18 protein-coding genes are annotated in these 20,216 nt (G+C 65.4%); 10 read left to right on the top strand and 8 right to left on the bottom strand.

Going from position 1 to position 20,216, the window contains the following annotated elements; genetic code table 11:
• Nucleotides 1–115: 115 nt before the first annotated feature.
• Nucleotides 116–1,360: an MFS transporter gene (locus ACQY46_RS00200; protein ID WP_428698323.1), complete on the top strand. Its 1,245-nt coding sequence runs from the start codon at nt 116–118 to the stop codon at nt 1,358–1,360.
• 28 nt (nt 1,361–1,388) lie between these two features.
• On the opposite strand, the gene ACQY46_RS00195 is transcribed toward ACQY46_RS00200, so the two are convergent.
• The 3 genes from ACQY46_RS00195 to ACQY46_RS00185 are packed head-to-tail and all read right to left on the bottom strand — an operon-like array spanning nt 1,389 to nt 6,349.
• Nucleotides 1,389–2,120 carry a hypothetical protein gene (locus ACQY46_RS00195; RefSeq protein ID WP_428698322.1) on the bottom strand — a complete coding sequence of 244 codons (732 nt, stop codon included), beginning with the start codon at nt 2,118–2,120 and terminating at the stop codon, nt 1,389–1,391.
• 51 nt (nt 2,121–2,171) lie between these two features.
• Nucleotides 2,172–4,157, bottom strand: a complete 1,986-nt coding sequence (locus ACQY46_RS00190) for a CHASE2 domain-containing protein (RefSeq protein ID WP_428698321.1) — start codon at nt 4,155–4,157, stop codon at nt 2,172–2,174.
• Entirely contained in the window at nt 4,154–6,349 is a 2,196-nt protein-coding gene (locus tag ACQY46_RS00185) for a caspase family protein (RefSeq protein ID WP_428698320.1), read from the bottom strand. Before ACQY46_RS00185 ends, ACQY46_RS00190 begins: the two co-directional genes overlap by 4 nt.
• Before the next feature lie 157 nt (nt 6,350–6,506).
• Here ACQY46_RS00185 and ACQY46_RS00180 point away from each other — a divergent pair, with 157 nt between their 5' ends.
• The 3 genes from ACQY46_RS00180 (at nt 6,507) to htpG (ending at nt 10,423) form a co-directional block, all read left to right on the top strand.
• Nucleotides 6,507–7,553, top strand: coding sequence for a Gfo/Idh/MocA family oxidoreductase (locus ACQY46_RS00180; protein WP_428698319.1), 1,047 nt, complete (start codon nt 6,507–6,509; stop codon nt 7,551–7,553).
• Nucleotides 7,550–8,344, top strand: a complete 795-nt coding sequence (locus tag ACQY46_RS00175; RefSeq protein WP_428698318.1) for a glycerophosphodiester phosphodiesterase family protein — start codon at nt 7,550–7,552, stop codon at nt 8,342–8,344. Before ACQY46_RS00180 ends, ACQY46_RS00175 begins: the two co-directional genes overlap by 4 nt.
• A 117-nt stretch (nt 8,345–8,461) precedes the next feature.
• Nucleotides 8,462–10,423, top strand: coding sequence for a molecular chaperone HtpG (gene htpG / locus ACQY46_RS00170; RefSeq protein WP_428698317.1), 1,962 nt, complete (start codon nt 8,462–8,464; stop codon nt 10,421–10,423).
• 54 nt (nt 10,424–10,477) lie between these two features.
• Here the strand turns inward: htpG and ACQY46_RS00165 are convergent, their stop codons facing one another.
• The 5 genes from ACQY46_RS00165 to ACQY46_RS00145 all read right to left on the bottom strand — a co-directional run bounded on the left by ACQY46_RS00165 (nt 10,478) and on the right by ACQY46_RS00145 (nt 14,370).
• Complete coding sequence (locus ACQY46_RS00165) at nt 10,478–11,107, bottom strand: LysE family translocator (protein WP_428698316.1); 630 nt, start codon at nt 11,105–11,107, stop codon at nt 10,478–10,480.
• A gap of 97 nt (nt 11,108–11,204) precedes the next feature.
• The gene (locus ACQY46_RS00160) at nt 11,205–11,675 is read right to left on the bottom strand and encodes a nuclear transport factor 2 family protein (protein ID WP_428698315.1); all 471 of its coding nucleotides are present in this window, start codon (nt 11,673–11,675) and stop codon (nt 11,205–11,207) included.
• On the bottom strand, nt 11,672–12,946 hold the full coding sequence (locus ACQY46_RS00155) for a DUF6421 family protein (protein ID WP_428698314.1): 1,275 nt from the start codon (nt 12,944–12,946) through the stop codon (nt 11,672–11,674). Before ACQY46_RS00155 ends, ACQY46_RS00160 begins: the two co-directional genes overlap by 4 nt.
• A 3-nt stretch (nt 12,947–12,949) precedes the next feature.
• Nucleotides 12,950–13,498, bottom strand: a complete 549-nt coding sequence (locus tag ACQY46_RS00150) for a hypothetical protein (RefSeq protein WP_428698313.1) — start codon at nt 13,496–13,498, stop codon at nt 12,950–12,952.
• Complete coding sequence (locus ACQY46_RS00145; protein WP_428698312.1) at nt 13,495–14,370, bottom strand: aminotransferase class IV; 876 nt, start codon at nt 14,368–14,370, stop codon at nt 13,495–13,497. Before ACQY46_RS00145 ends, ACQY46_RS00150 begins: the two co-directional genes overlap by 4 nt.
• Nucleotides 14,371–14,529: 159 nt before the next feature.
• Here ACQY46_RS00145 and ACQY46_RS00140 point away from each other — a divergent pair, with 159 nt between their 5' ends.
• The 6 genes from ACQY46_RS00140 (at nt 14,530) to ACQY46_RS00115 (ending at nt 20,179) form a co-directional block, all read left to right on the top strand.
• A complete protein-coding gene (locus ACQY46_RS00140) occupies nt 14,530–15,603 on the top strand; it encodes a LysR family transcriptional regulator (protein WP_428698311.1) in 1,074 nt (357 codons plus the stop codon).
• Nucleotides 15,604–15,683: 80 nt separating this feature from the next.
• Nucleotides 15,684–16,538, top strand: coding sequence for a putative hydro-lyase (locus ACQY46_RS00135; RefSeq protein ID WP_428700553.1), 855 nt, complete (start codon nt 15,684–15,686; stop codon nt 16,536–16,538).
• 22 nt (nt 16,539–16,560) lie between these two features.
• The gene (locus ACQY46_RS00130) at nt 16,561–17,607 is read left to right on the top strand and encodes a TRAP transporter substrate-binding protein (RefSeq protein ID WP_428698310.1); all 1,047 of its coding nucleotides are present in this window, start codon (nt 16,561–16,563) and stop codon (nt 17,605–17,607) included.
• Between the two features lie 25 nt (nt 17,608–17,632).
• Nucleotides 17,633–18,181 (top strand): TRAP transporter small permease subunit, encoded by a 549-nt coding sequence (locus ACQY46_RS00125; RefSeq protein WP_428698309.1) that lies wholly within the window; start codon nt 17,633–17,635, stop codon nt 18,179–18,181.
• Complete coding sequence (locus tag ACQY46_RS00120) at nt 18,178–19,458, top strand: TRAP transporter large permease (RefSeq protein ID WP_428698308.1); 1,281 nt, start codon at nt 18,178–18,180, stop codon at nt 19,456–19,458. The genes ACQY46_RS00125 and ACQY46_RS00120 overlap by 4 nt, the downstream gene beginning before the upstream one ends.
• Nucleotides 19,459–19,501: 43 nt before the next feature.
• Nucleotides 19,502–20,179 carry a DUF2848 domain-containing protein gene (locus ACQY46_RS00115; protein ID WP_428698307.1) on the top strand — a complete coding sequence of 226 codons (678 nt, stop codon included), beginning with the start codon at nt 19,502–19,504 and terminating at the stop codon, nt 20,177–20,179.
• Nucleotides 20,180–20,216: the final 37 nt, after the last annotated feature.

Genomic DNA, 20,216 nt, shown 5'->3' with positions numbered 1-20,216 from the left:
GGCCGTTCCCTGGGTTTGCCGTTGAAACGGTGCCTTGGCGGATGTAACCGGGTAGGACCACAAGAAACCGCGCCCGGTGGAGACGCGGTTCGCTCCCGGGAAGGACGCCCAGACCATGCAGGCTCGCGAGACCCACGACGCTGGCGGCGTCGACAGTGCGTATGCGTGGTTGCGCCTCGGCCTGTCGATGTTGCTCGCCACGATTGGCGGTGCCGGCATGTGGTCGGTGATCGTGGTGTTGCCGGCGGTGGAACGCGAGTTCGGCGTCGATCGCGCGGACGCCTCGCTGCCCTATACCGCGACCATGGTCGGTTTTGCCCTCGGCAACCTGTTTATCGGACGGTTCGTCGACCGTTTCGGAGTGACGGCACCGCTGGCCATCGCGTCGGTGGCGCTGGGCTCCGGGTTTCTCCTGGCGTCACAGGCCGGGTCGATCTGGATTTTCACCGTGTTGCAGGGTGCGCTGATCGGCTTCGGTTCGGCCGCGACCTTCGGACCGCTGCTTGCCGACGTGTCACACTGGTTCGACAAGCGGCGCGGCCTTGCGATGTCCGCGACGGCTTCGGGAAACTATCTGGCGGGCGCGATCTGGCCGCTGGTGCTGCAGGCGGCGATGGCCGAGCACGGCTGGCGCGGAGCCTATGTACTGGCCGGCACGGTCTGCCTGGCGGTGCTGGTCCCGCTCGCCTTTCTGCTTCGCCGTCCGCCGCCCCACATGGCGCGCAAGGGGGCTCCGGTCCCCAAGGCTCCGCCGCCGCCCAAGCGGTCGACGTCGCTTTCTCCGGGCATGTTGCAGTTCCTGCTGATCATCGCCGGGCTTGGCTGCTGTGTCGCCATGTCGATGCCGCAGGTGCATATCGTCGCCTATTGCGTCGATCTGGGTTACGGGGTGGCGCGCGGGGCGGAAATGCTGTCGCTGATGCTTGCCGGCGGTATTGCCAGCCGGCTCGCCTCGGGATTGCTGGCCGATCGCATCGGCGGGCTGCCGACGCTTTTGATCGGAGCCGTGCTGCAGTGTCTCGCGCTGCTGCTCTATCTTCCCTATGACGGGCTCGCCTCGCTCTATCTCGTGTCGCTGATTTTCGGCCTGTCGCAAGGCGGCATCGTCTCGAGCTATGCGATCGTGGTGCGGGAGTATCTTCCCGCACGCGAGGCAGGTCGCCGGGTTGGCGCGGTGATCACCGCGACGATCGTCGGCATGGCCATCGGCGGCTGGATGTCGGGCTGGATCTACGACCTCACGGCATCCTACCAGGCGGCGTTCCTCAACGGCATCGCCTGGAACCTGCTCAACATCGCGATGATCGTGCTGATCTTTTGGAGGAGCGGCCGGCCCCGGGGGACGGCCGTGACGGCCTGATCGCCGCGATATCGTCCGGGGCCTGGGCTTAGTCGAGAGACGCTCCGGCGTGGACACGCCCGACCAGCGCCAGGGCCTGGCGTCGGCAATCCTTTTCCGCGAGCCAGGCAAGGATCAGCCCGGCCGGCGCATCGCCCAGGTTGTCGGGCAGCACCGACAGATCGAAGTCGCGTAACTCGCTTCCAAGCGAGACGACAAGCCGGCCGTTCTCGCGCGCCATCTCGTCGGGAACGGCGAGCCTGTGTTCCCCGACCGGCCACGCAATTCCGTCGTGGCGGCCGGCGGCGCTGCGCAGGGTGACCGAGGTGGCGGTGTCGGCGTTGCGTCGCCACAAGATGAGTTCGCCGGCGCGCACGCAGCGCGGGCCGGAACTGTCGGCGCTGACATCCCAGACCCCGGGCGGCGGAGGAATGTCGCTGGCGCCGGTGCGGGCCGCGCCAAGAACGGTGGAACTGGCTTCCGGCGAGCCGATCAGCCGCTTCAGCATGCTCCAGTCGGCATCGGTGTCGCCGGTCCTTGAATTGTCCGCAAGAGGAACCGGGCCGTCGAACGCGCCGTCGAGGTTCGTCATGCGGCCACTGCGTTCGATCAGTGTCAGCCTGGCGCCTTCAGGCAGCGAAAGGCTCTCGTCGGTCGCGATCTCGGTGCCAGGGGCGTAGGCGGCGGGCGCCTGGGTCGCGGCAACGACGACATAGTCGGCAAGGGCCGTCGTCGGAGCAATCGCCATTGTCGCGGCGACAAGCAGGTAGGTGGCTCGCATGCGGTCTGTATCCCGTTTCCGTGTCGCTCACCCTCCTGCCACGGGTGATGTCTACTTGCCCTCAAGCACCAGTGTCGCCCCGTGCTCGCCATCCTGCAAGCGCTTCAGGTGAAGACGCGCGAGCGGATCGCCGGGGCGCTGACGCAGCACGGCCTCGAATGCGCTCGCCGCTGCCGGGTCGTCCGCCTTCATCAGTTGGTAGGCGCGAAGGTAGCTTTCAACCCGGGTGACGTCTTGGCCGTCGTCAGGTCCAAGAGGCACGTAACAGGGCAAGGGCGACGAGCGGCCTTTCAGGACGAGTTCCGCCGCAGGCCGAACCGGGTGACCGGTATTGCCGGCGGCAACCGTCTCGCTCATCAGGACGCGCGTGCCGAGGAAACGATTGGCGCCCTCGAGCCGCGCCGCCGTGTTCACGGTATCGCCGATGCCTGTGTAGTCGAAGAACCGGCTTCCGCCGAAATTGCCGATCACGGCTTCCCCGCAATGCAGGCCGATCCGGGTCGCGCCGAGGGCGATCCCGCGTTCCGCCATTCGCTGCCGGTAGTCCTGGGCGAAGCCGTCAAGTGCGAGGGAGAGGGCCACTGCGTGGGTTTCCTGCTCGGGATCGTCGTCCGGAGCTCCGAAGAAGCCGACAACAGCGTCGCCGATGATCTTGTCGATGGTCGCGCCGTGCTCCGTCATCAACCGGCACATCTCGTCGAGATAGGGATTGAGGATGTCGGCCAGTTCTCCCGGGGGGAGCTTTTCCGACAGGCCGGTGAAGCCTTCCAGGTCGGTGAAGACATAGGTCACGCGCCGCTTTTCACCGCCCAGCGCCAGCGCCAGACGGCCGCTTGCGATGCGGGCAACGACCGGGGGGCTGACATAGCGCGAAAACGCCAGCCGCAGGAAAGCGCGCTCGGAGCGTTCGGCCTGCCAGCGCGAAAGGGACATGAGGGCGGCGGCGGCGAGCGCCGCAAGCGGCGGGGCAACCAGAGGCGGAAGAAGAGAACCTGTGCCGACAAGCCACAGGCTGGTTCCGGTCCAGGCGACGAGGGCGATTGCCAGACAAAGGGTCAGCCAGCGCGGCGGCCAGGGCAGCAGAAAGAGAAAGGCGGCAAGCAGCGCCGCGCTTCCCGTCATCGCGACGCGCATCGCGGGCGGTGCCACGGGAAGGGACAGGCCGGCCAGTCTCTGGGCAAGAATATGCGCGTGGATGACGACCCCGGGTATCGTCCCGGCCTCACTGCCCTGCCCGGTGACGAAGGGCGTCGGGTGCCGGTCGATCGTTGGCAGGTCGGTGCCGACCAGAATGTATTTTCCCGAAAGCCAGTCGTTCGGCAGCAGTGAAACGACATGGGCAGGATAGACGGGAAACGGGGCGGACGGGGCATCCGGTTCCGCTGCTTGCTTCGCGGAGTAGAGGATGCGGCTGGACCCCGTCGTGTCGCCAGGCATCGCAACGGCGGCACCGGCGATGCTCGCGGCGAAGGTCGGAAGCCGTGTGCCGCCATCGCCCCTCGGTTTCGGCAGATGGCGGACCACACCGTCGATCTCGTCACGCCCCAGTGCAATCAATCCGTGTCGGCGCGGCAGGACGTGCCGTTCGACATACGCGTTCTGGCGTTCGGTCAGCCCGTCCGCTTTGGTTGCAAGCGCCAGCGTGACCGGTACGCGGGCGCGGTCGATGGCGGCGAAGAAAGCGGTGTCCTTGGCCGGATCGCTCGGCTGGTCGACGAGAATATCGATGCCCACCGCACGGGCACCGGCGGCGTCAAGCCGGTCGATGAGCGCGGCAAGAAAGCGCCGGTCGATGGGAGAGCGATAGGGAAAGGCGGCAAGCGTGTCCTCGGTCACCACCACGACGGCGACATGCGATGTGACGCCTCCTGTCGGGGCGGGTGCCAGACCGAGGGCAAGGTCGCCGGCAAGAGGTTCAAGCCGGGCCGCAGCCAGTAAGGCGATGGCGGAGGCGACCACGGCGACGAACAGGGCCAGTTGCCAGCGGCGGCGGGACTGCGGCGCGCTGGCGGAAGGTCCGGCGGACGTGGCGGTCATTGCGGGGCGTCGAACCGCTTCACGCCTGAACGCGTGCCGTCGCGATAGGTCAGTTCCACCGTCACAAATCGGGTCGATGCGGGTATGTCGGTATGGACCGTCGAGCCCGGACCGGAAGAGGGAACCGCATGCGGATTGTCCGGATCACAGGGGCCTGTTTCGAAGACCCGGTCGGGCGTTTCCGTGTCGAGGCCATAGCGCACTTCCTCAATGGCGCAGCGGTAGCTGATCAGGTGGGTAAAGTAGACAAGCCGCTTGCCGTCCCAGTCACGGAAACTGAGCCAGCCGGTGGACAGTCGCTCCAGAATGTCCTTCTGGCCGGACACAAGCGCATCGCCGGGGGTGAAGCTCACCTTGAACGGGCCCTGCCGCTCGCCGCGGATATCGCGGTAGCTCACTTCGATTTCCGTGTCGCCGGCGTTGCCCGGAAGCTCGAAGGCCGGATAGGGGATCGGCCTGCCGGTGGTCGGGTCGACCGCGCCATTGACGAAACCGGTGGAGCGTTCGTCTTCGCCGGGTAGGCGGACGAATATTTCCTGCGTCCTGTCGGCGATGGCCAATGTCAGCATCCAGCCCTGGTTGGAGCGCATGGCATTGAGGCGCACCGGGTTGGCCATCGCGGCCGGGTTGATGAATGACAAAGCGGCAAGGCGCGTCTTGGCGTCCTCGATCTGCTCCGCCGCCACCTGCTGGTCGAGATAGAAACGCAGGAAGTGGCCGTTTTCCACCTCCTCCATGAAGCGGCTCAAAAGGGCGTGCTCGCGTGTCTTGTCGGAGGCCGATTGCTGACCGAGACGCGCGATGCCGTAGTCCTGCGACAAGGTGTAGAGGGCGGGCGAGAAGTCGGGATTGGCGTCGAGGAACGCGGAAAGGCGACGAACGCGCTCGTCACGCTCCTCCAGCAGGATTTCGGCGAAGAGCGTGGTCGCGTCGCTGCGCCCCTGCGACAGGGCACGGTAGATCTCCTGTGCGCCATTGCGCCCTTCCTGGATCTTGAGGACAGCCTGGAAGCGCAGGTGCGGGTCGACCTGGGGCATGCCGAAGGCGAAGTATTTCAGATAATCCTGGCGTGCGCCGGGGTAGTCGCCGCGGATCTCGCGCAGACGGGCGTTGGAATAGAACTCGTGCGGTTGGGTCGGGTTCTCGACGATCAGCGAGCGGCTTGCAAGCTGGGCGAAGAGACGTTCGACGTCGGCGCCTCCCGCACCGGTGCCGGCATCCTCGAGCCGCGCCTTGGCAAGGGCCGCGAATGCCCCTTCCGGGTAGCGGTCGAGATAGGTCCGGATCTGGTCGGCCGAGCCGCTGTCCTTGACGTCGTTCCAAAGCTGCAATTCGAGCTGGACGACCGAACTTCCGGCCGTGCCGGTCGAGCCGGCGAGAGGGCGCGTGGCGTCGGGCAGGAAGGTGATTTCGGCAGTCAGCGAAGAATGGTCCCAGGGGACCTGCTCGCCGCCGGTTTCGGTGACGACGCGCCGCCGGACGGCCTTGAACACCGCCTCGATGCTGCGGCCGGGTACGAGAAGCTCCGCCGCGATGGCCGAGGTGTAGGGGCTGTTCAGCCCCGTGCCGTCAGCCGCCGTGCTGCCCGGCGCGGTGGCAAACGAGATGAAGCTGCCGCGCGGCGTGCTCTGCAGGAGGGCAAGCCCGTTGCCTCCGGTTCCGGCGGAACGGCTGAGCGCGGTGTTTCGACAGGCATCAAGGATGACGATATTGGCCCCCTTGTGGGCCTTCTCCACGGCGGACAGGACCCAGTCGACCGCCAGTGCCTCGAACTCCGCATCGACCTCGTCGCGCAGGTCCGCGCCGATCGGGGCGAGATAGTTGCGCCCTCCTGCCTGGAAACCGTGACCCGAATAGTAGACGGCGGCGATCGAACCCTCGCCCGCCTTGGAAAGGGTGTCGGTGAAGTCGCGCACGGCGCGCTTCATGCCGCGCAGGTCCGCATCGAGCACCGTGTCGACGGTGAAACCCGCCTGACGCAACGTATCGGCGATCAGGGCCGCGTCATTGGTCGGGTTCTTGAGCGGCGACAGGGCGTCGCCGGAATAGCCCCCGTTGCCGATGACCAGCGCGAGCCGCTCGGCTGCCCGGACCGGGCCGGCAAGCAGGATTGCCAGAATGGCGAGGATTGCGGCGAGCAGGAGAGACAGGCTGTTCCTGTCCGTGTTGTGGCGGCGTTGCGTCAATCTCATCCTGGCACGTCCTTGTTCTTGCTACGCTCGACCCGTCACGGAGGATTCCAGCCGATCCGGCCCCGGGCGTCAATTGCTGCATTTCGAAAGTGCCGCCCCTTGCCCTGGCGCCGGCGATCTCCCAGGATCGCCACCCTGTCGGAAAAGAGGATTGTACATGACGCTGCGCGTTGGATTTTCAGGCTTCGGAGCCGCCGGCCGGTTTCTGCATGCCCCGCTTGTGGAAGCCGCAGGGATGGAGATCGCGGCGGTGGCGACATCGCGCGCGGCCGAGGTATCTGCTCTCCACCCCGGGGCGACGATTGTTTCCGGTTTCGAGGCTCTGCTCGATGTTCCCGGTCTCGACCTGATCGTGGTGGTGACACCGAACGCGCTCCACGTGCCGCAAGTCGAGGCCGCGCTGGAGGCCGGATACCATGTGGTCGTCGACAAGCCGGCGACGCCGACACGGGCGGAAGGCGAGGCGCTTGCCGACCTCGCCGAAGCGCGAGACTTGAAGCTTTCCGTCTATCACAATCGTCGCTGGGACAGTGATTTTCTGACTGCGCGCCGTGTGCTGAGTGAAGGACGCCTGGGGGAGTTGCGCGGGCTTCGCATGCATTGGGACCGTTTCCGTCCGCAGGTCCTCGACCGCTGGCGCGACCGGCCGGCCGTGGCGTCCGGCAATCTCTACGATCTGGGATCGCACCTGATCGACCAGGCGCTGCTTCTCGTCGGGATGCCGGACTGGCTGCAGGCGGATGTCTTCGCGCAGCGCCCCGGCGGGGTCACGGATGACGGGTTCGAGATCCTGATGGCCAGGGGAGACCTGCGAATTTCCCTGGGTGTGACGCTGATCGGCGCAACACCGCGCGACCGCTTCCGGCTGGAGGGGCTGAACGCCGCCTATCGCAAGACCGGCCTCGACGTGCAGGAAGACCAGTTGCGCGCGGGCGTTTCGCCGTTCGATCCCGCTTTCGGCATCGAGCCTGAAAGCCAATGGGGTGAGATCGTCGACGGGGAGGGTGCGCGCAACCCCGTGCGCCCCGAGCGCGGGCGTTGGCTTTCTTTCTACGAGAAGATGCGGGAGGCGATCCGCGGGCAGGGAGAGGTGCCGGTGACCATGCGCTCGGCGGCCAGGACGATCGGTGTCATCGAGGCGGCACATGCCTCCGCGCGCGACGGGCGGAGGATCGCGCTCGACGCCGAGGGGCGCTGGCAATGAAAGGCCCGAACCCGTCGCCGCGCTTTTCGCATCCCTATCTTGCCGAACCCGGGTTCCACGCCTTCGCCCATCGCGGCGGCGGGCTGGAGAACCCGGAAAACAGCCGGCAGGCTTTCGCTGCTGTCGCGGCAATGGGTTATCGCTACATCGAGATCGACGTTCAGGCCTCGCGTGACGAGGAGGTTTTCGTGTTCCACGACGACACGCTGGAGCGGACGACGGACGGTGTCGGGATTGTCGCTGAAAGGGCCATGTCGGACCTTGGCGGTGTGCGGATGGCGGGTGGCGAGACACTCGTGACACTGGCGGAAGCCCTGGAGAGCTTTCCGGCCATGCGTTTCAACATCGACATCAAGACGGATCATGCCCTCGAGCCGACCCTCGACCTGATCGCGCGGATGAACTGCCTGGACCGTGTCTGTGTCGCGTCTTTCTCGGACGCACGCCTTGCGGCGGCGCGCAGGCGTTTCGGCCAGGCTCTTTGCCTGAGTTCGGGGCCTCGCAGTGTCGCCGCCCTCCGGTTCGGCGCCTGGGGCATCCCGGTGGCGTCGCCCGACGTCGCCTGCGCGCAGATCCCGCTTGCCCAGTATGGCATCCCCCTGGCAACCGCCGGTTTCGTGCGCCACTGCAACGCGAAGGGGGTGGCTGTCCATGTCTGGACCATCGACGAGGAAGCCGAAATGCGGCGCCTGATCCGGTTGGGGGTCAATGGCATCGTGACCGACCGGCCTTCCCTCTTGCGCCGTGTGGCGATCGAGGAGGGCGTCTGGCCGGGTGGTGCAGGTGCTTGATTCCGCGCGGCGGGTCACCGATATCTGGCTCGCCCGGTTCGCCATTGCGGGCAAGGCCGTTGGCGGACAAGGCAACATGACGATCAGCACAGCGAGTGAACGGGGTTTGCAACAACAATGAGCACTGAGCAGAAGACCGCCGACGCGAATGGCGCCGCTCCGCAGAGCCATACCTTTCAGGCCGAGGTTGCGCGCCTGCTGCATCTGATGGTGCACTCTGTTTATTCCAACAAGGATATTTTCCTGCGGGAGCTTGTCTCCAACGCGGCCGATGCGTGTGAACGCCTGCGCCATGCGGCGCTGACGGATCCCGACCTCACACGAGACGATCCGGATTTCGCGATCCGCCTGTCCGCCGACAAGGCGGCGGGGCGCCTTGTCGTTTCCGACAATGGCATCGGGATGACGCGCGAGGAGATGATCGAGAACCTCGGCACCATCGCGCGGTCCGGCACGCGCGCGTTCATGGACAAGCTCGGCGAGGCGAAGGACGGATCGGCGCTGATCGGCCAGTTCGGTGTCGGGTTCTACTCTGCCTTCATGGTGGCCGACCGCGTCGAGGTGACAAGTCGCGCCGCGGGTGCGCAGGACGGCTGGCGCTGGCGTTCCGACGGGCTCGGAAGTTTCACCGTCGAATCGGTCGCTGCCGACGACCCGGACCTGCCGGCGCGTGGCACGCGCGTCGTCCTGCATCTCAAGGACGATGCCAGCGAATATGCGCAAGCCGCGACCATCGAGCGGATCGTGCGGGCCTATTCGGCGCATGTGCCGGTTCCGATCCTTCTTGCCGAGGCGGCGCCGGAGGGCGATGACGCCGACGCGGGGAAGGGATCCAAGGAGCGGCAGCTGGCCGACGGCTCGGCGTTGTGGACACGGCCGAAATCGGATATCGGCGAGGACGAGTACCGCGAGTTCTACGGCCACGTCTCGGGCCAGTTCGACGCGCCGGCGCTGACGCTGCACTACCGCGCGGAGGGGCGGCACGAATATTCTGTGCTGCTGTTCCTGCCGTCGATGAAGCCGTTCGACCTGTTCGATCCAGATAGGAAGGGGCGGGTGAAACTCTATGTGCGGCGGGTCTTCATCGCCGACGATGTCGACCTTTTGCCGGCCTGGCTGCGCTTCGTGCGCGGCGTCATCGATTCCGCCGACCTGCCGCTCAATCTTTCGCGCGAGATGCTGCAGCACAATCCGGTGCTGGAATCGATCCGCAAGGGCGTCACCAACCGGGTCCTGTCCGAATTGCAGAAGCTGTCGGAAAACGACGCCGAGGCTTATGGCAAGCTTTGGGAGACCTTCGGGCCGGTGCTGAAGGAAGGCATCTACGAGGATTTCGCACGCAAGGAGAAGTTGCTGGGGCTTGCCCGCTTCCGGTCGGCCAAGTCCGGTGACGCCGGTTGGCGCTCGCTGTCCGACTATATCGCCGACATGCGCGAGAACCAGACGCAGATCTTCTATGCGACGGGCTCAAGCCTGGATGCGATCAAGGCGAGCCCGCAACTGGAGGGCTTTCGTGCCCGCGGCGTCGAAGTGCTCTATCTCTCGGATCCGGTCGACGCCTTCTGGGTGCAAGTGGCGCAAGGGTTCGAGGGCAAGCCGTTTCAGTCGGTGACGCAAGGCGCCGCCGCACTCGACGGGATCCCGCTGGAGACGGACGAGCCCGTTGAAAAACCGGATGACCAGGCGGCCAGCAAGGGCACCGACATCGGACTGGTCACCGCCTTCCTGAAGGAAACGCTGGGCGAGCGCGTCTCGGATGTGCGCGTTTCCGCAAGACTTGCGGAAAGCCCGGTCTGTCTTGTCGCACCCGAGAACGGCCCCGACCGGCAGCTCGAGAAGCTGATGTCGCGTCAGCAGGGTGCTGAGAGGGGATTGTTCGTGCCGATCCTGGAGTTCAATCCGTCGCACGCATTGCTGAAGCGGCTTTCGGGCGCCCTGTCGGGTTCGGGTGACAAGCAGCATCTCGCCGACACGGCCTTGCTGCTCTTCGACCAGGCCCTGATCCTTGACGGAGAGGTGCCGGCCGATCCGGTCGCATTCGCGCGCCGGCTTTCGGCCGTCATGGACAAGGGGTTCTGATGCAGGATGGCGCGGGGTCCCCGTTTTCGGGATCCCGGCTTCGACAGTCGCCGTTCAGGCCCGCTCAAGGATGACGGGCACCATCGAGGCGACCAGGAGAACGGCCATCACTATGTTGAAACCGCGCGCAAGCTTGGGGTTCTCCAGGAGCGTTCCGACCGCGGCGCCGAAGGCCAGCCACGGCAGGCACCCGATGGCGGCAGCAACGACAAAGACACCGGCAAGCGTGCCAGCCTGATACAGAGCGCTCTCGCCATCCGGTTGCATGTAGGCCGTGATCGCGCCGGCCGCGACGATCCACGCCTTTGGATTGACCCACTGGAACAGGGCAGCACCGATGAAGCCGCCCCGTCGGCCGATGTCGCGCGGGCGCATTTCATCGCCGCTCGCGGGCGGGCCCACGGGTGCGGTCGCGATTTTCCAGGCGAGCCAGAGCAGGACGAGAACGCCGACGATCCGGATCGCGTCCATCACGTAGGCAATGGTGAAAAGGGTTCCCCCCAGGCCGATGGCAAGCGCGAAGATCATTGCCGCGAAACCGAAGACGATGCCCCAGAGTGCAGGCATGCCCCGGCGAATGCCGACACTGCTACCGATGGCCGTCAGAAGCACATTGTTGGGGCCGGGCGTCGCCGAGGCGACAAAGGCGAAGGTGGCGAAGGCGATCAGTTGCTCAGGTGCCATTCAGGAAATCCGCCAGAAGGGCGACGACAGACAGTGTCGTTGCCGCCAACAAGACCAGTGCTCCGGCCCACCTGACGACAGGGCAGCCAGTGCGGTGCTACGCCCGTGCAGGCGGGCGCGAGTAGTCGGTTTCATCGACCATCGACCAGCCTGCCCCGGCATAGTCGTAGCCGCCAAGTTCATTCGGTCCGGCAGAGGGATCGCGCGCGGTGGCGTAATAGACCCGCACCTCGTTGATCCGTCCTTGCGGAGTGAAGGCGAACACGTCGACGCCGCGAAAATAGATTTTCTGGGCCGGTTTCACGGCTGTCCACTCCGCCACTGCCGACAGGCCTTGCGCATCGGCAAAGGCGGTGTCGAGCAACCAGTAGGACCCGTTTTCGTCTGCATCCCTTCGCCATTGCCCGAACAGGCTTTCCACGTCCCTGAACGGGCCGAACATGCCCTTGGGCAGATAGTGGCAGGCACCCTCCTCGAACAACTCGAAGAAAGCACTTCTGTCGCCAGAGTTGCAAGCGTCAAAATAGGCACGTACGGCAGCGACGGCGTGGTCTTGCGAAGAGGTCATGCGGCATCCTTTCGGCTTGCAAACAGTTCCGCCGGTGTGAAGCTCAAGGCCGTCGTCGGGGCGATCGATGCCAGTGCCGCAGCTTCCACCACTGACGGTCGTGCGAAGCGTTGCCCGCCCGCGCCTTCGGGCAGATACCGGCGCACGAGATTTTTCGCGCGCGCCAGATAGTTCTCATCGTTCTCCTGCTCGATTGCCTCGACTTCGTCGATGAAGTGCCTTGCCGCGTTTTCGAGAGCGTCCGCGTGGATTTCAAGACGACCGTCGGGCAGGAGAAGAAGTGCGCCGTGCTCTTCCAGCATGGCGAGCAGGATCAGGCCCGTGCCGCTGTCGAAATTGCGATACCAGTCGGGCTCCAGCGGGTAACGGAACGCGCGATCGAGCAGGATGAACTCGGCGACCGCGTCGCCGTCGGGAATGCCGCCGGCGCGGCAGGCGAGAAGCGACTGCAGGTCGACCTTGATCTCTTCGAGAAGGCCGGTGAACCAGCGGGTCTTGATGGAGACATTCCGGTTGAACGGACGCGGACCCTGATGATGGAAATAGTCGTGCAGATAGCCCCAGACACACCGCGCCTTGTAACAGGCGCGGGGATCCGGTGCGGTCGGGTTGGCGATCCCGATACCGGACGTGGCACGGTGCGCGGCCGGAAGCGTGATCTCGTTGAAGATGCGATGGAACTTGTTGAAGAAGAAGACGGCATAGGCCTGCCGGGCGACCGGCGTCGCGGCCTGGATGTTTTCTGGGAAGAAGACAATGTTGTTGCCTTCCAGCAACCCCCGGCTGCCGGCAATCAGGTGCGACGACTGGCATATGTTGGCGGGATGGGGAAACCGCTGGTAGAGGTCGACATAGGCGGCGTCGCCCGGTTCTTCGCGCAGCGAAAGGAAAGTCTCGAGACGCCAACCCTCGCGACCACCATTTGCCAGACGCAAGGGGCCTGCGAAGAAAAAGGGCTCGCCGTCATCGGGTGGGCGGATGGCATCGCGCGCCGCGGTGAAATCGGGGGGCGTGGCAAGGCCTGCCTGACGCCAGCGTTCGGCATCCGCGCAAAACGCGGCACCGAAAGCGGGCTGCCCGCAGATGCCGGCAATCTCCTTCGTGTTTGCCGCGATGGCGGTCAGCAGGTGTTCAGCCTTGCCGTGCAGGCCCGGCACGATGCTGCCGTCGGCTGCCTGCAGGGAGCCGAGCGCCTCGACCGCCTGGATGAAGGACGGTCCGAGAAGGCTGTCGATGCCGCCGGTCCTGCCGATTGTTGCTGTGACGGCCATGCATCACGCTCCGGGAGTGGGAACGTGGATGGTGAAGCCCATCGGCACCGCACCGTGGTCCTTGAGGACTGTCAGCCCTTCCTGTCGCGCGGCGGCCAGCGTGGTGATGCAGGCGTCCACTTTTCCGCTCCGGCAGAGGCGCGCCGCTTCCGAGTTGCTTGTGGCGAGATGAGCCTCGACGCCGCCAGGAACGAGGGAGCGCGGCGCGGGATGGGTCGCGACGGTGCGGATCGGGATGCCGGTGTCGCGAGAGGCCAGAACCATGTTGAACGTGTCGAAAAGAAACAGGTCGGCCAGCACCATGCGCCCGAGATATGGAAAGACGAGCTGGTGCAGGTCCGGATAGACGACACAGCCCAGAAGCGCGGAGCCCGGTTCGTCGATCACTTTCTCGATCGCATCTTCCAGGGTGGCGTGGAGGGCCACGTCCGCCTTGAGGCCTCGGGCATTGCAATAGTGATGCGCCGCAGCCTCGCAATTGGTGCCGGCCGGGCCCAGGGTGCGTATCAGGGTGATGGTTTCGGTTGCAGTGCCGGGAACATGGATGTTCATGCGATGGCCTCCTGTACGGTGGACGCGGATCGGGTGAGTTGCAGATATCTGTCGCGCAAACCGGCCGTCAGCGGGCCGCAGGGCAAGGTGCGGCTGTCGAGACGGCTGACCGGCATCACCTCGTAGGCCGTGCCGGTAAGAAAGATCTCGTCCGCCTGATTGAGGTCGGCAAGCGTCAGGGGCACGACATCGAGCGGTGCGATCCCGTCGAGCAGGTCGATCACAGTGCGGCGCGTCAGTCCGTCCAGAAAGGATGTGGCGGGCGGTGTCGCAACACGGCCATCGCGGACGATGAAGATATTGGCGCCGGTGGCTTCGGCGACCATGCCGTCATGCGTGAGGACCAGGGCATCGTCGAAGCCGGCCTTTTCGGCGGCACGGCGGTTGATGCTGCCAAGCAGGTAGCCGGCGCTGGCCTTGGCCTGAACGGGGAAGCTTTGCGGTGACGGGCGCCGCCACGGAACATCGCTGCTGAGGGCAAGCCCGCGTCGCGAGGCGTTGTCGCCGAAAACGGCCGGCCATTCCCAGATCAGCAGCCCGAGGCGGGTGTCGTTGGCAGGAGCGTGGACGCCCAGATCCGGCCCCGCGTTGTAGACCACGGGACGCAGATAGGCGTCATCGAGCTGGCTGCGGACGATGATCTCGCGGCACAGGTCGATGCATTCGGTGACCGGCATGTGAAAGTCGAGGCCAACCAGTTCGCAGGAATGATACAGGCGCTGGATGTGCTCGCGCAGCAGGAACGGGGCCCCGCCATAGACCCGGACGCCCTCGAAGACGCTGGTGGCGTAGTGCAGCGCGTGGGTCCACAAGAGGTTCGCCGAACCATGCTCGATAAAGCGTCCGTCCTGGTAGGCGAGCCCTGACTTCATCAATGTGCCTCTTGGTTGAATGTGTATGTATATGCAACCAAGAGTTATTGCCGTCGATGGTGTCAATTTTGTGTTGAGAAAGAGGGCTGACCAATATCGTTTTCGAATGGCAAGTAGCTGTTTTGGATAATATTTCCGGTTCGCGAAAACGGCGCGCGAATGGACTTGCGAAACCGTCTGTCGGGCGGGTGCCCACAGATTCCGGCGTGGCGAGGCGCTCAGCCTGTTGGGTGGCGCTTGAACCTGGGCTCCGGTTCCCGGAGGATGCCGGTCGCGGTGATGGCCGCGCCGTCGGGAGGAAGCGCGGGCATGTTCGAGTTGAAGGATGTCGAGATCCTGCAGGATATCGTGCGGGCAGGCGGGTTTCGCGCGGCGGCGCAGAAATACGGCCTGTCGCAATCGGCGATATCGAACCGCGTGCTGGCGCTGGAAAAGCGCCTCGGCATCCAGCTCTTCGACCGTGGCAAGCGCCAGGTGCGTCTCACGCCCGTCGGGCGCCGTTTCCTGGAGGAGGCGCAGCGCCTCAGCGCCGCGCGCGACCGGCTGGTGCAGGAGATCACCAGGCCCGGCGGTTTGAGCGGCACGATCCGCATCGGCGTGGCGGAGACGATTGTTCACACGATCCTCAGCGAACTCCTCAACCAGTTGAAATTCGCGCATCAGCGCGTTCGGTTCGAGCTGTCCGTCGACACGTCGAGGCAGCTCGGTGCAGCGCTTGCCGACGACCGCCTGGATGTCGTGATCATGTTGCGCGAGTGCGTGCCGAACGGTGCCGCCGTGGTGCCGCTGTCGCCGCAACCGCTTGGCTGGTACGAGAGCGCTGCTGCCAGCAGCGCATCGGGCGACGGTTTCAGTGACACGCCGCTGGGCCTGCGGGATCTTGCTGCCAGGACGATTGTCACCTTTCCAAAGGCAACGCCTCCCTTCAGGGAACTCGAGGCCATTCTGGCCGCGCCGGACCTGCCGCAACCGGATCTGCATGGCTCCGCGTCGCTGTCGACGGTGATCCATCTTGTCGCCGACGGCTTCGGCATCGGCGTGCTGCCGGTTCGGATGGCCGAGGCCGACCCGTTTCGAAGTGGAATTCGCCGGTTGAGGGTCGAAGAGGCCGCTGTCCTGAGCGCATTGCGGTTCGTCGTGGCCTACATGCCGGAGCGGAATCGGGAAGTGGGAGAAGAGGTTGCGGCAAAAGCACTGGCCTGTGATCAAAGCGATCTTGAAAAGAGATCATAAAAATATTAAACTGATAACTTGACAAGATCATGAAGGCTCGCAATCCTCCTTGGCAAGAATGAGGAGGGGTGAGCGTGTCTGTGTCTTCCGCGATCGACAGCGCCTTGGCTTCAGGCGAGGGTTTCCGGCAGCTTTCCGCACCTGACCTGCGCCGCGCCATTCGTGGTGGAGGCTTTCGCGGCCCGACTGCCGGCTACGGCCGCGGCTGCCTGCAGGGCAACCTTGCCATCCTGCCCGTGTCGCATGCGGGCGACTTCCTTCGTTTCTGCATCAACAATCCCAAGCCATGCCCGTTGATCGGGGTTTCCGAGCCGGGTAGCCCGCGTCTGCCGGCCCTGGGAGCGGATCTCGATATTCGCACCGACGTCGCCGGCTATCGGGTGTTTCGCCGGGAGGAGGACGGATACCGGTCCGCCGCCAATCTTCTCGATGTCTGGCGGGATGATCTGGTCACGTTCGTTCTCGGCTGTTCGTTCTCGTTCGAGGACGCCATCCTGCGCGCCGGCATTCCGCTCGCGCATGTCGAGGCCGGCCGCAACGTGCCGATGTATGTGACAAGTCTCAAGACGTCTCCTTCAGGGCCGTTCGGCGGCCCGGTCGTCGTCTCGATGCGTGCCTTTTCGGCAGCCGACGCGATCCAGGCTGTCCTCCTGTCGGACCGCTACCGGCTTGCGCATGGCGCGCCGGTGCATTTCGGCGATCCGGCGGAGATCGGCATCGCCGATCTCGCGAAACCCGATTTTGGCGATCCGCCGAACCTGCGTTCCGGCGAAGTTCCCGTGTTCTGGGCCTGCGGCGTGACCCCGCAGATGGCGATCCGCCAGGCCCGGCCGGAGATCGCCATCACCCATGAGCCCGGCCACATGTTGGTGACCGATCTCTCTGCCGATGCCGCGGAATTCTCCCTCGGCGGCGTTCGGCCCGCTTCGACGTGAACGAAAACCAGAGGAGTCCCACATGAAGCGCATTGCATCCAACCTTCTCGCCGCGACGGCCCTGTCGCTGGCTATCACGGCCCCGGCGGCGGCCGAGACGCTGTCGGTCGTCGGCAGCTGGTCCAACCTGCCGCTCCACCAGCAGTTCGAGGCGCCGTTCTGGACCGAGACACTGCCCGCCGCCGATGGCGGCATCGAGGTGCAGCTCACCACGCACAACCAGATGGGCATCCAGGGCGGCGACGTGTTCCGCATGCTGGGCGACGGTGTCTTCGATGTCGGCATGACGGTCGGCGACTATGCCGTCGGCGATGCGCCGGAGCTCGAAGGCCTCGACGTGCCGCTGATCGCGACGACGCCCGAGGAAGCCAAAGCGATGGTCGAGGCCGCCCGGCCGATGGTCGACGATATCTTCGCGCAGCGGTTCAACGCCAAGGTTCTGGCGATCGCTCCTTATCCGCCGCAGGTCGTTTTCTGCAAGGGCGACGTCGCCTCGCTTGCCGATCTGAAGGGCAAGAAGATCCGAGGCTCCGGCCGGATGACGACCAAGTTTCTCGAGGCGCTGGGCGCGGAGGGCGTCAATGTCGCGTTCTCCGAGGTGCCGGGCGCGCTGGAGCGCAGCGTCATCGATTGCGCCGTGACCGGATCCGGTTCCGGCTACAGCGCCGGTTGGTGGGAGGTCACCGACACGCTCATGACCCTGCCGCTCGGCGGCTGGGATCCGGTCGTGACGGCGATCAACATGGACAAGTGGAACAGCCTCTCCGAAGAGACGAAGAGCCTGATCGCCACCGAGGTGGCGACGAAGTTCGAGGCTCCGGCGTGGGCGTCCGCCGCCGCGTCGATGTCCACCGACACCGCCTGCCTGACCGGCAATGGAGACTGCCCGGCCGGCAAGCCTGCTTCGATGAAGCTGGTGGAAGCAAGCGCCGCCGACATTGCCACGGCACGCAAGATCCTGACCGAGACGGTGCTGCCCGAATGGGCGGAGCGTGCCGGCCCGGAATGGGTGAAGCGCTGGAACGACAGCGTCGGCAAGACCACCGGCGTCACCGTCGCAACCAACTGACCCGAGAACCGGCGGAGACCGCGATATGATTGAAACACTTGCCGTGGCTCTCCGCCGTATCAATTCGGGGCTGGCGCTGGTGGTCGGCCTCGTGCTGCTCGCCACCGCCGGTTTCGTGGTGGCGGACATAACGCTCAGGCAGCTCTCTCATTCGTTCGGCGGGTCGGACGAGATATCCGGCTATGTCATGGCCGGCGTCGCCAGCTGGGGGCTGTCCTATGCGCTGACGGAGCTTGCTCATGTGCGCATCGACCTGATCCGCCTGAAGCTCCAGAGCCGCGGCAGGGCGATGATGGACCTGTTCGCCATGACTGTCTCGGCCGCGGCCGTCTCGATCATTGCCTATCAGGCCTGGCCGGTTCTGGAGAAGTCGCTGCTGCGCGGTTCACGGGCCAACACGCCGCTGGAGACACCGCTCTGGATCCCGCAGGCGATCTGGTTCTCCGGCTGGGTCTGGTTCGCCGTCTCCTCCTGCCTCGTCGTGCTGCTGGCGCTCGTCATGGTCATGCGCGCCGACTACCCCGCTGCCGACGCGCTGATCGGCGCGCGCGGCGAAGTGGAGGAGGCGAAATGATCTGGAGCGTCGCCGCCGCCCTTCTCGGTCTCCTGTCCCTGTCCATTCCCGTCGGCATCGTGCTGTTCCTGCTGGGTTTCGGCATCGACCAGTTTTTCTCCGCCTTCCCGCTGATCCGCGGTCTCGGCCAGGTGGTCTGGTCGGCATCGGACTCCGCCACCCTGATCGCCATTCCGTTCTTCGTCCTGCTCGGCGAGATACTCGTGCGCGGCGGTATCGCGGAGAAGACCTATGCCTCGCTCGACAAGTGGATGTCGTGGCTGCCCGGCGGGCTGATCCACGCCAATATCGGCACGGCAACGATGTTTTCGGCAACGTCGGGCTCGTCGGTCGCGACAGCAGCGACGGTTGCGACCGTCGCCATGCCGCAGGCGGAGCGGCTCGGCTACGACCCGAAGCTGTTCTCCGGTGCGATTGCCGCCGGCGGCACGCTCGGCATTCTCATCCCGCCGTCGATCAACCTCATCGTCTACGGTTTCCTGACCGAAACATCGATCCCGCGCCTGTTCCTCGCCGGCCTGCTGCCGGGCCTGCTGATGGCCGCCGCTTTCATGCTGGTGACCGCCGTCCTCTGCCGGGTTCGCCCGGCGCTGGGAGGCCCGAGCCGCAGCTTCTCATGGAACGAGCGCTTCGCCAGCCTGGTGCACCTGCTGCCGATCATGGTCCTTTTCGCGGTCATTATCGGCTCGATCTATGCCGGCTGGGCCACGCCGACGGAATCGGCCGCCGTGGGCGTTGCCATCGCGTTGCTGATCGCGCTCGCAAATGGCGGCGTTTCACCTGTCATGATGCGGGAAAGCCTGCTGGGCACCGTACGCATCACGGCGATGATCATGCTTGTCATCGCCGGTGCCTATTTCCTCAACTTCACGCTGGCCTCCGCGGGGCTCGGGCGCGAATTGCAGGACCTGCTCGGCAATCTGGGATTTTCCCCGTTCGGCACGCTTCTGGTCGTGATCGGCCTCTATATCGTGCTCGGTTTCTTCATCGAGACGCTGTCGCTGATGGTCGCTACCATTCCCATTGTCGTGCCGATCATGGCCGGCCTTGGCTACGACAAGGTGTGGTTCGGCATCCTGATGATCGTGCTTGTCGAGATGGCGCTGATCACGCCGCCGGTCGGCCTCAATCTCTACGTCGTGCAGGGCGCGCGAAAGTCCGGGACGCTCGGCGAGGTCATGCTCGGCACCATCCCGTATGTGGCGGTGATGCTTGCCATGGTGGCGGCGCTCGTCCTGTTGCCGGATATCGCACTGTTCCTGCCCGACAGCTTCTGACGCCAGATATCCCCCAGCTACTCGTTTCCGAAAGAGGCTCAAAATGGATTTCATCCTGGATGACGCGCCGTTCAGCGCGCAGATTGCGGACCTGACCGTTGCTGGCTGGACGGGCCGGGATCCGGCTGCGATCCGGCATCACATCGACGAACTCGCGGCCATCGGCGTGGCGCCGCCCTCCTCGGTTCCGCTTTACTACCGGGTTGCCGCCGGTCTCCTGACCCAGGCGGAGCGGATCCAGGTGGTTGGCGAGGGAACCTCGGGAGAGGTCGAGCCTTTCCTGCTGGCGCAAGATGGCGAGCTGTTCATCGGACTTGCCTCCGATCACACGGACCGTGATCTCGAGGCGCATTCCGTGGCCCTGTCCAAGCAGGCCTGCGCCAAGCCGGTTGCCTCGGTCCTGTGGCGGTTTTCCGAAGTCGAGGATCGGCTCGACGCGCTTGAACTGCGCTCCTGGATCAAGGAGGATGCGGCGTCCGACTGGCTCATCTACCAGGAAGGCACCCTTGCTGCTATCCGCCCCTTGCGGGACCTTGTCGAGGGATCGGGGCTGGACGCTGCCCGTTCGGCCGGGATGACCTCCGCGATGCTGTGCGGAACACTCGGTGCGAAAGGGGGCGTGCGGCCGGCGGCCGCCTTCCGGATGGAGCTGCGGGATCCGGCGCGCGACCGCGCGATCGGACATAGCTATGAAATAAAGACGTTGCCGATCATCGCCTGAGGCGTGAGCGGCCGAAACGGCGACCTCTGTCGGCGTT

It is taken from the genome of Stappia sp., assembly GCF_965276915.1.
In the GTDB taxonomy this organism is placed as follows: Bacteria; Pseudomonadota; Alphaproteobacteria; order Rhizobiales; family Stappiaceae; genus Stappia.
Note: the sequence above shows the minus strand (reverse complement) of the source record. Positions and strands in the feature narration are given on the sequence as shown.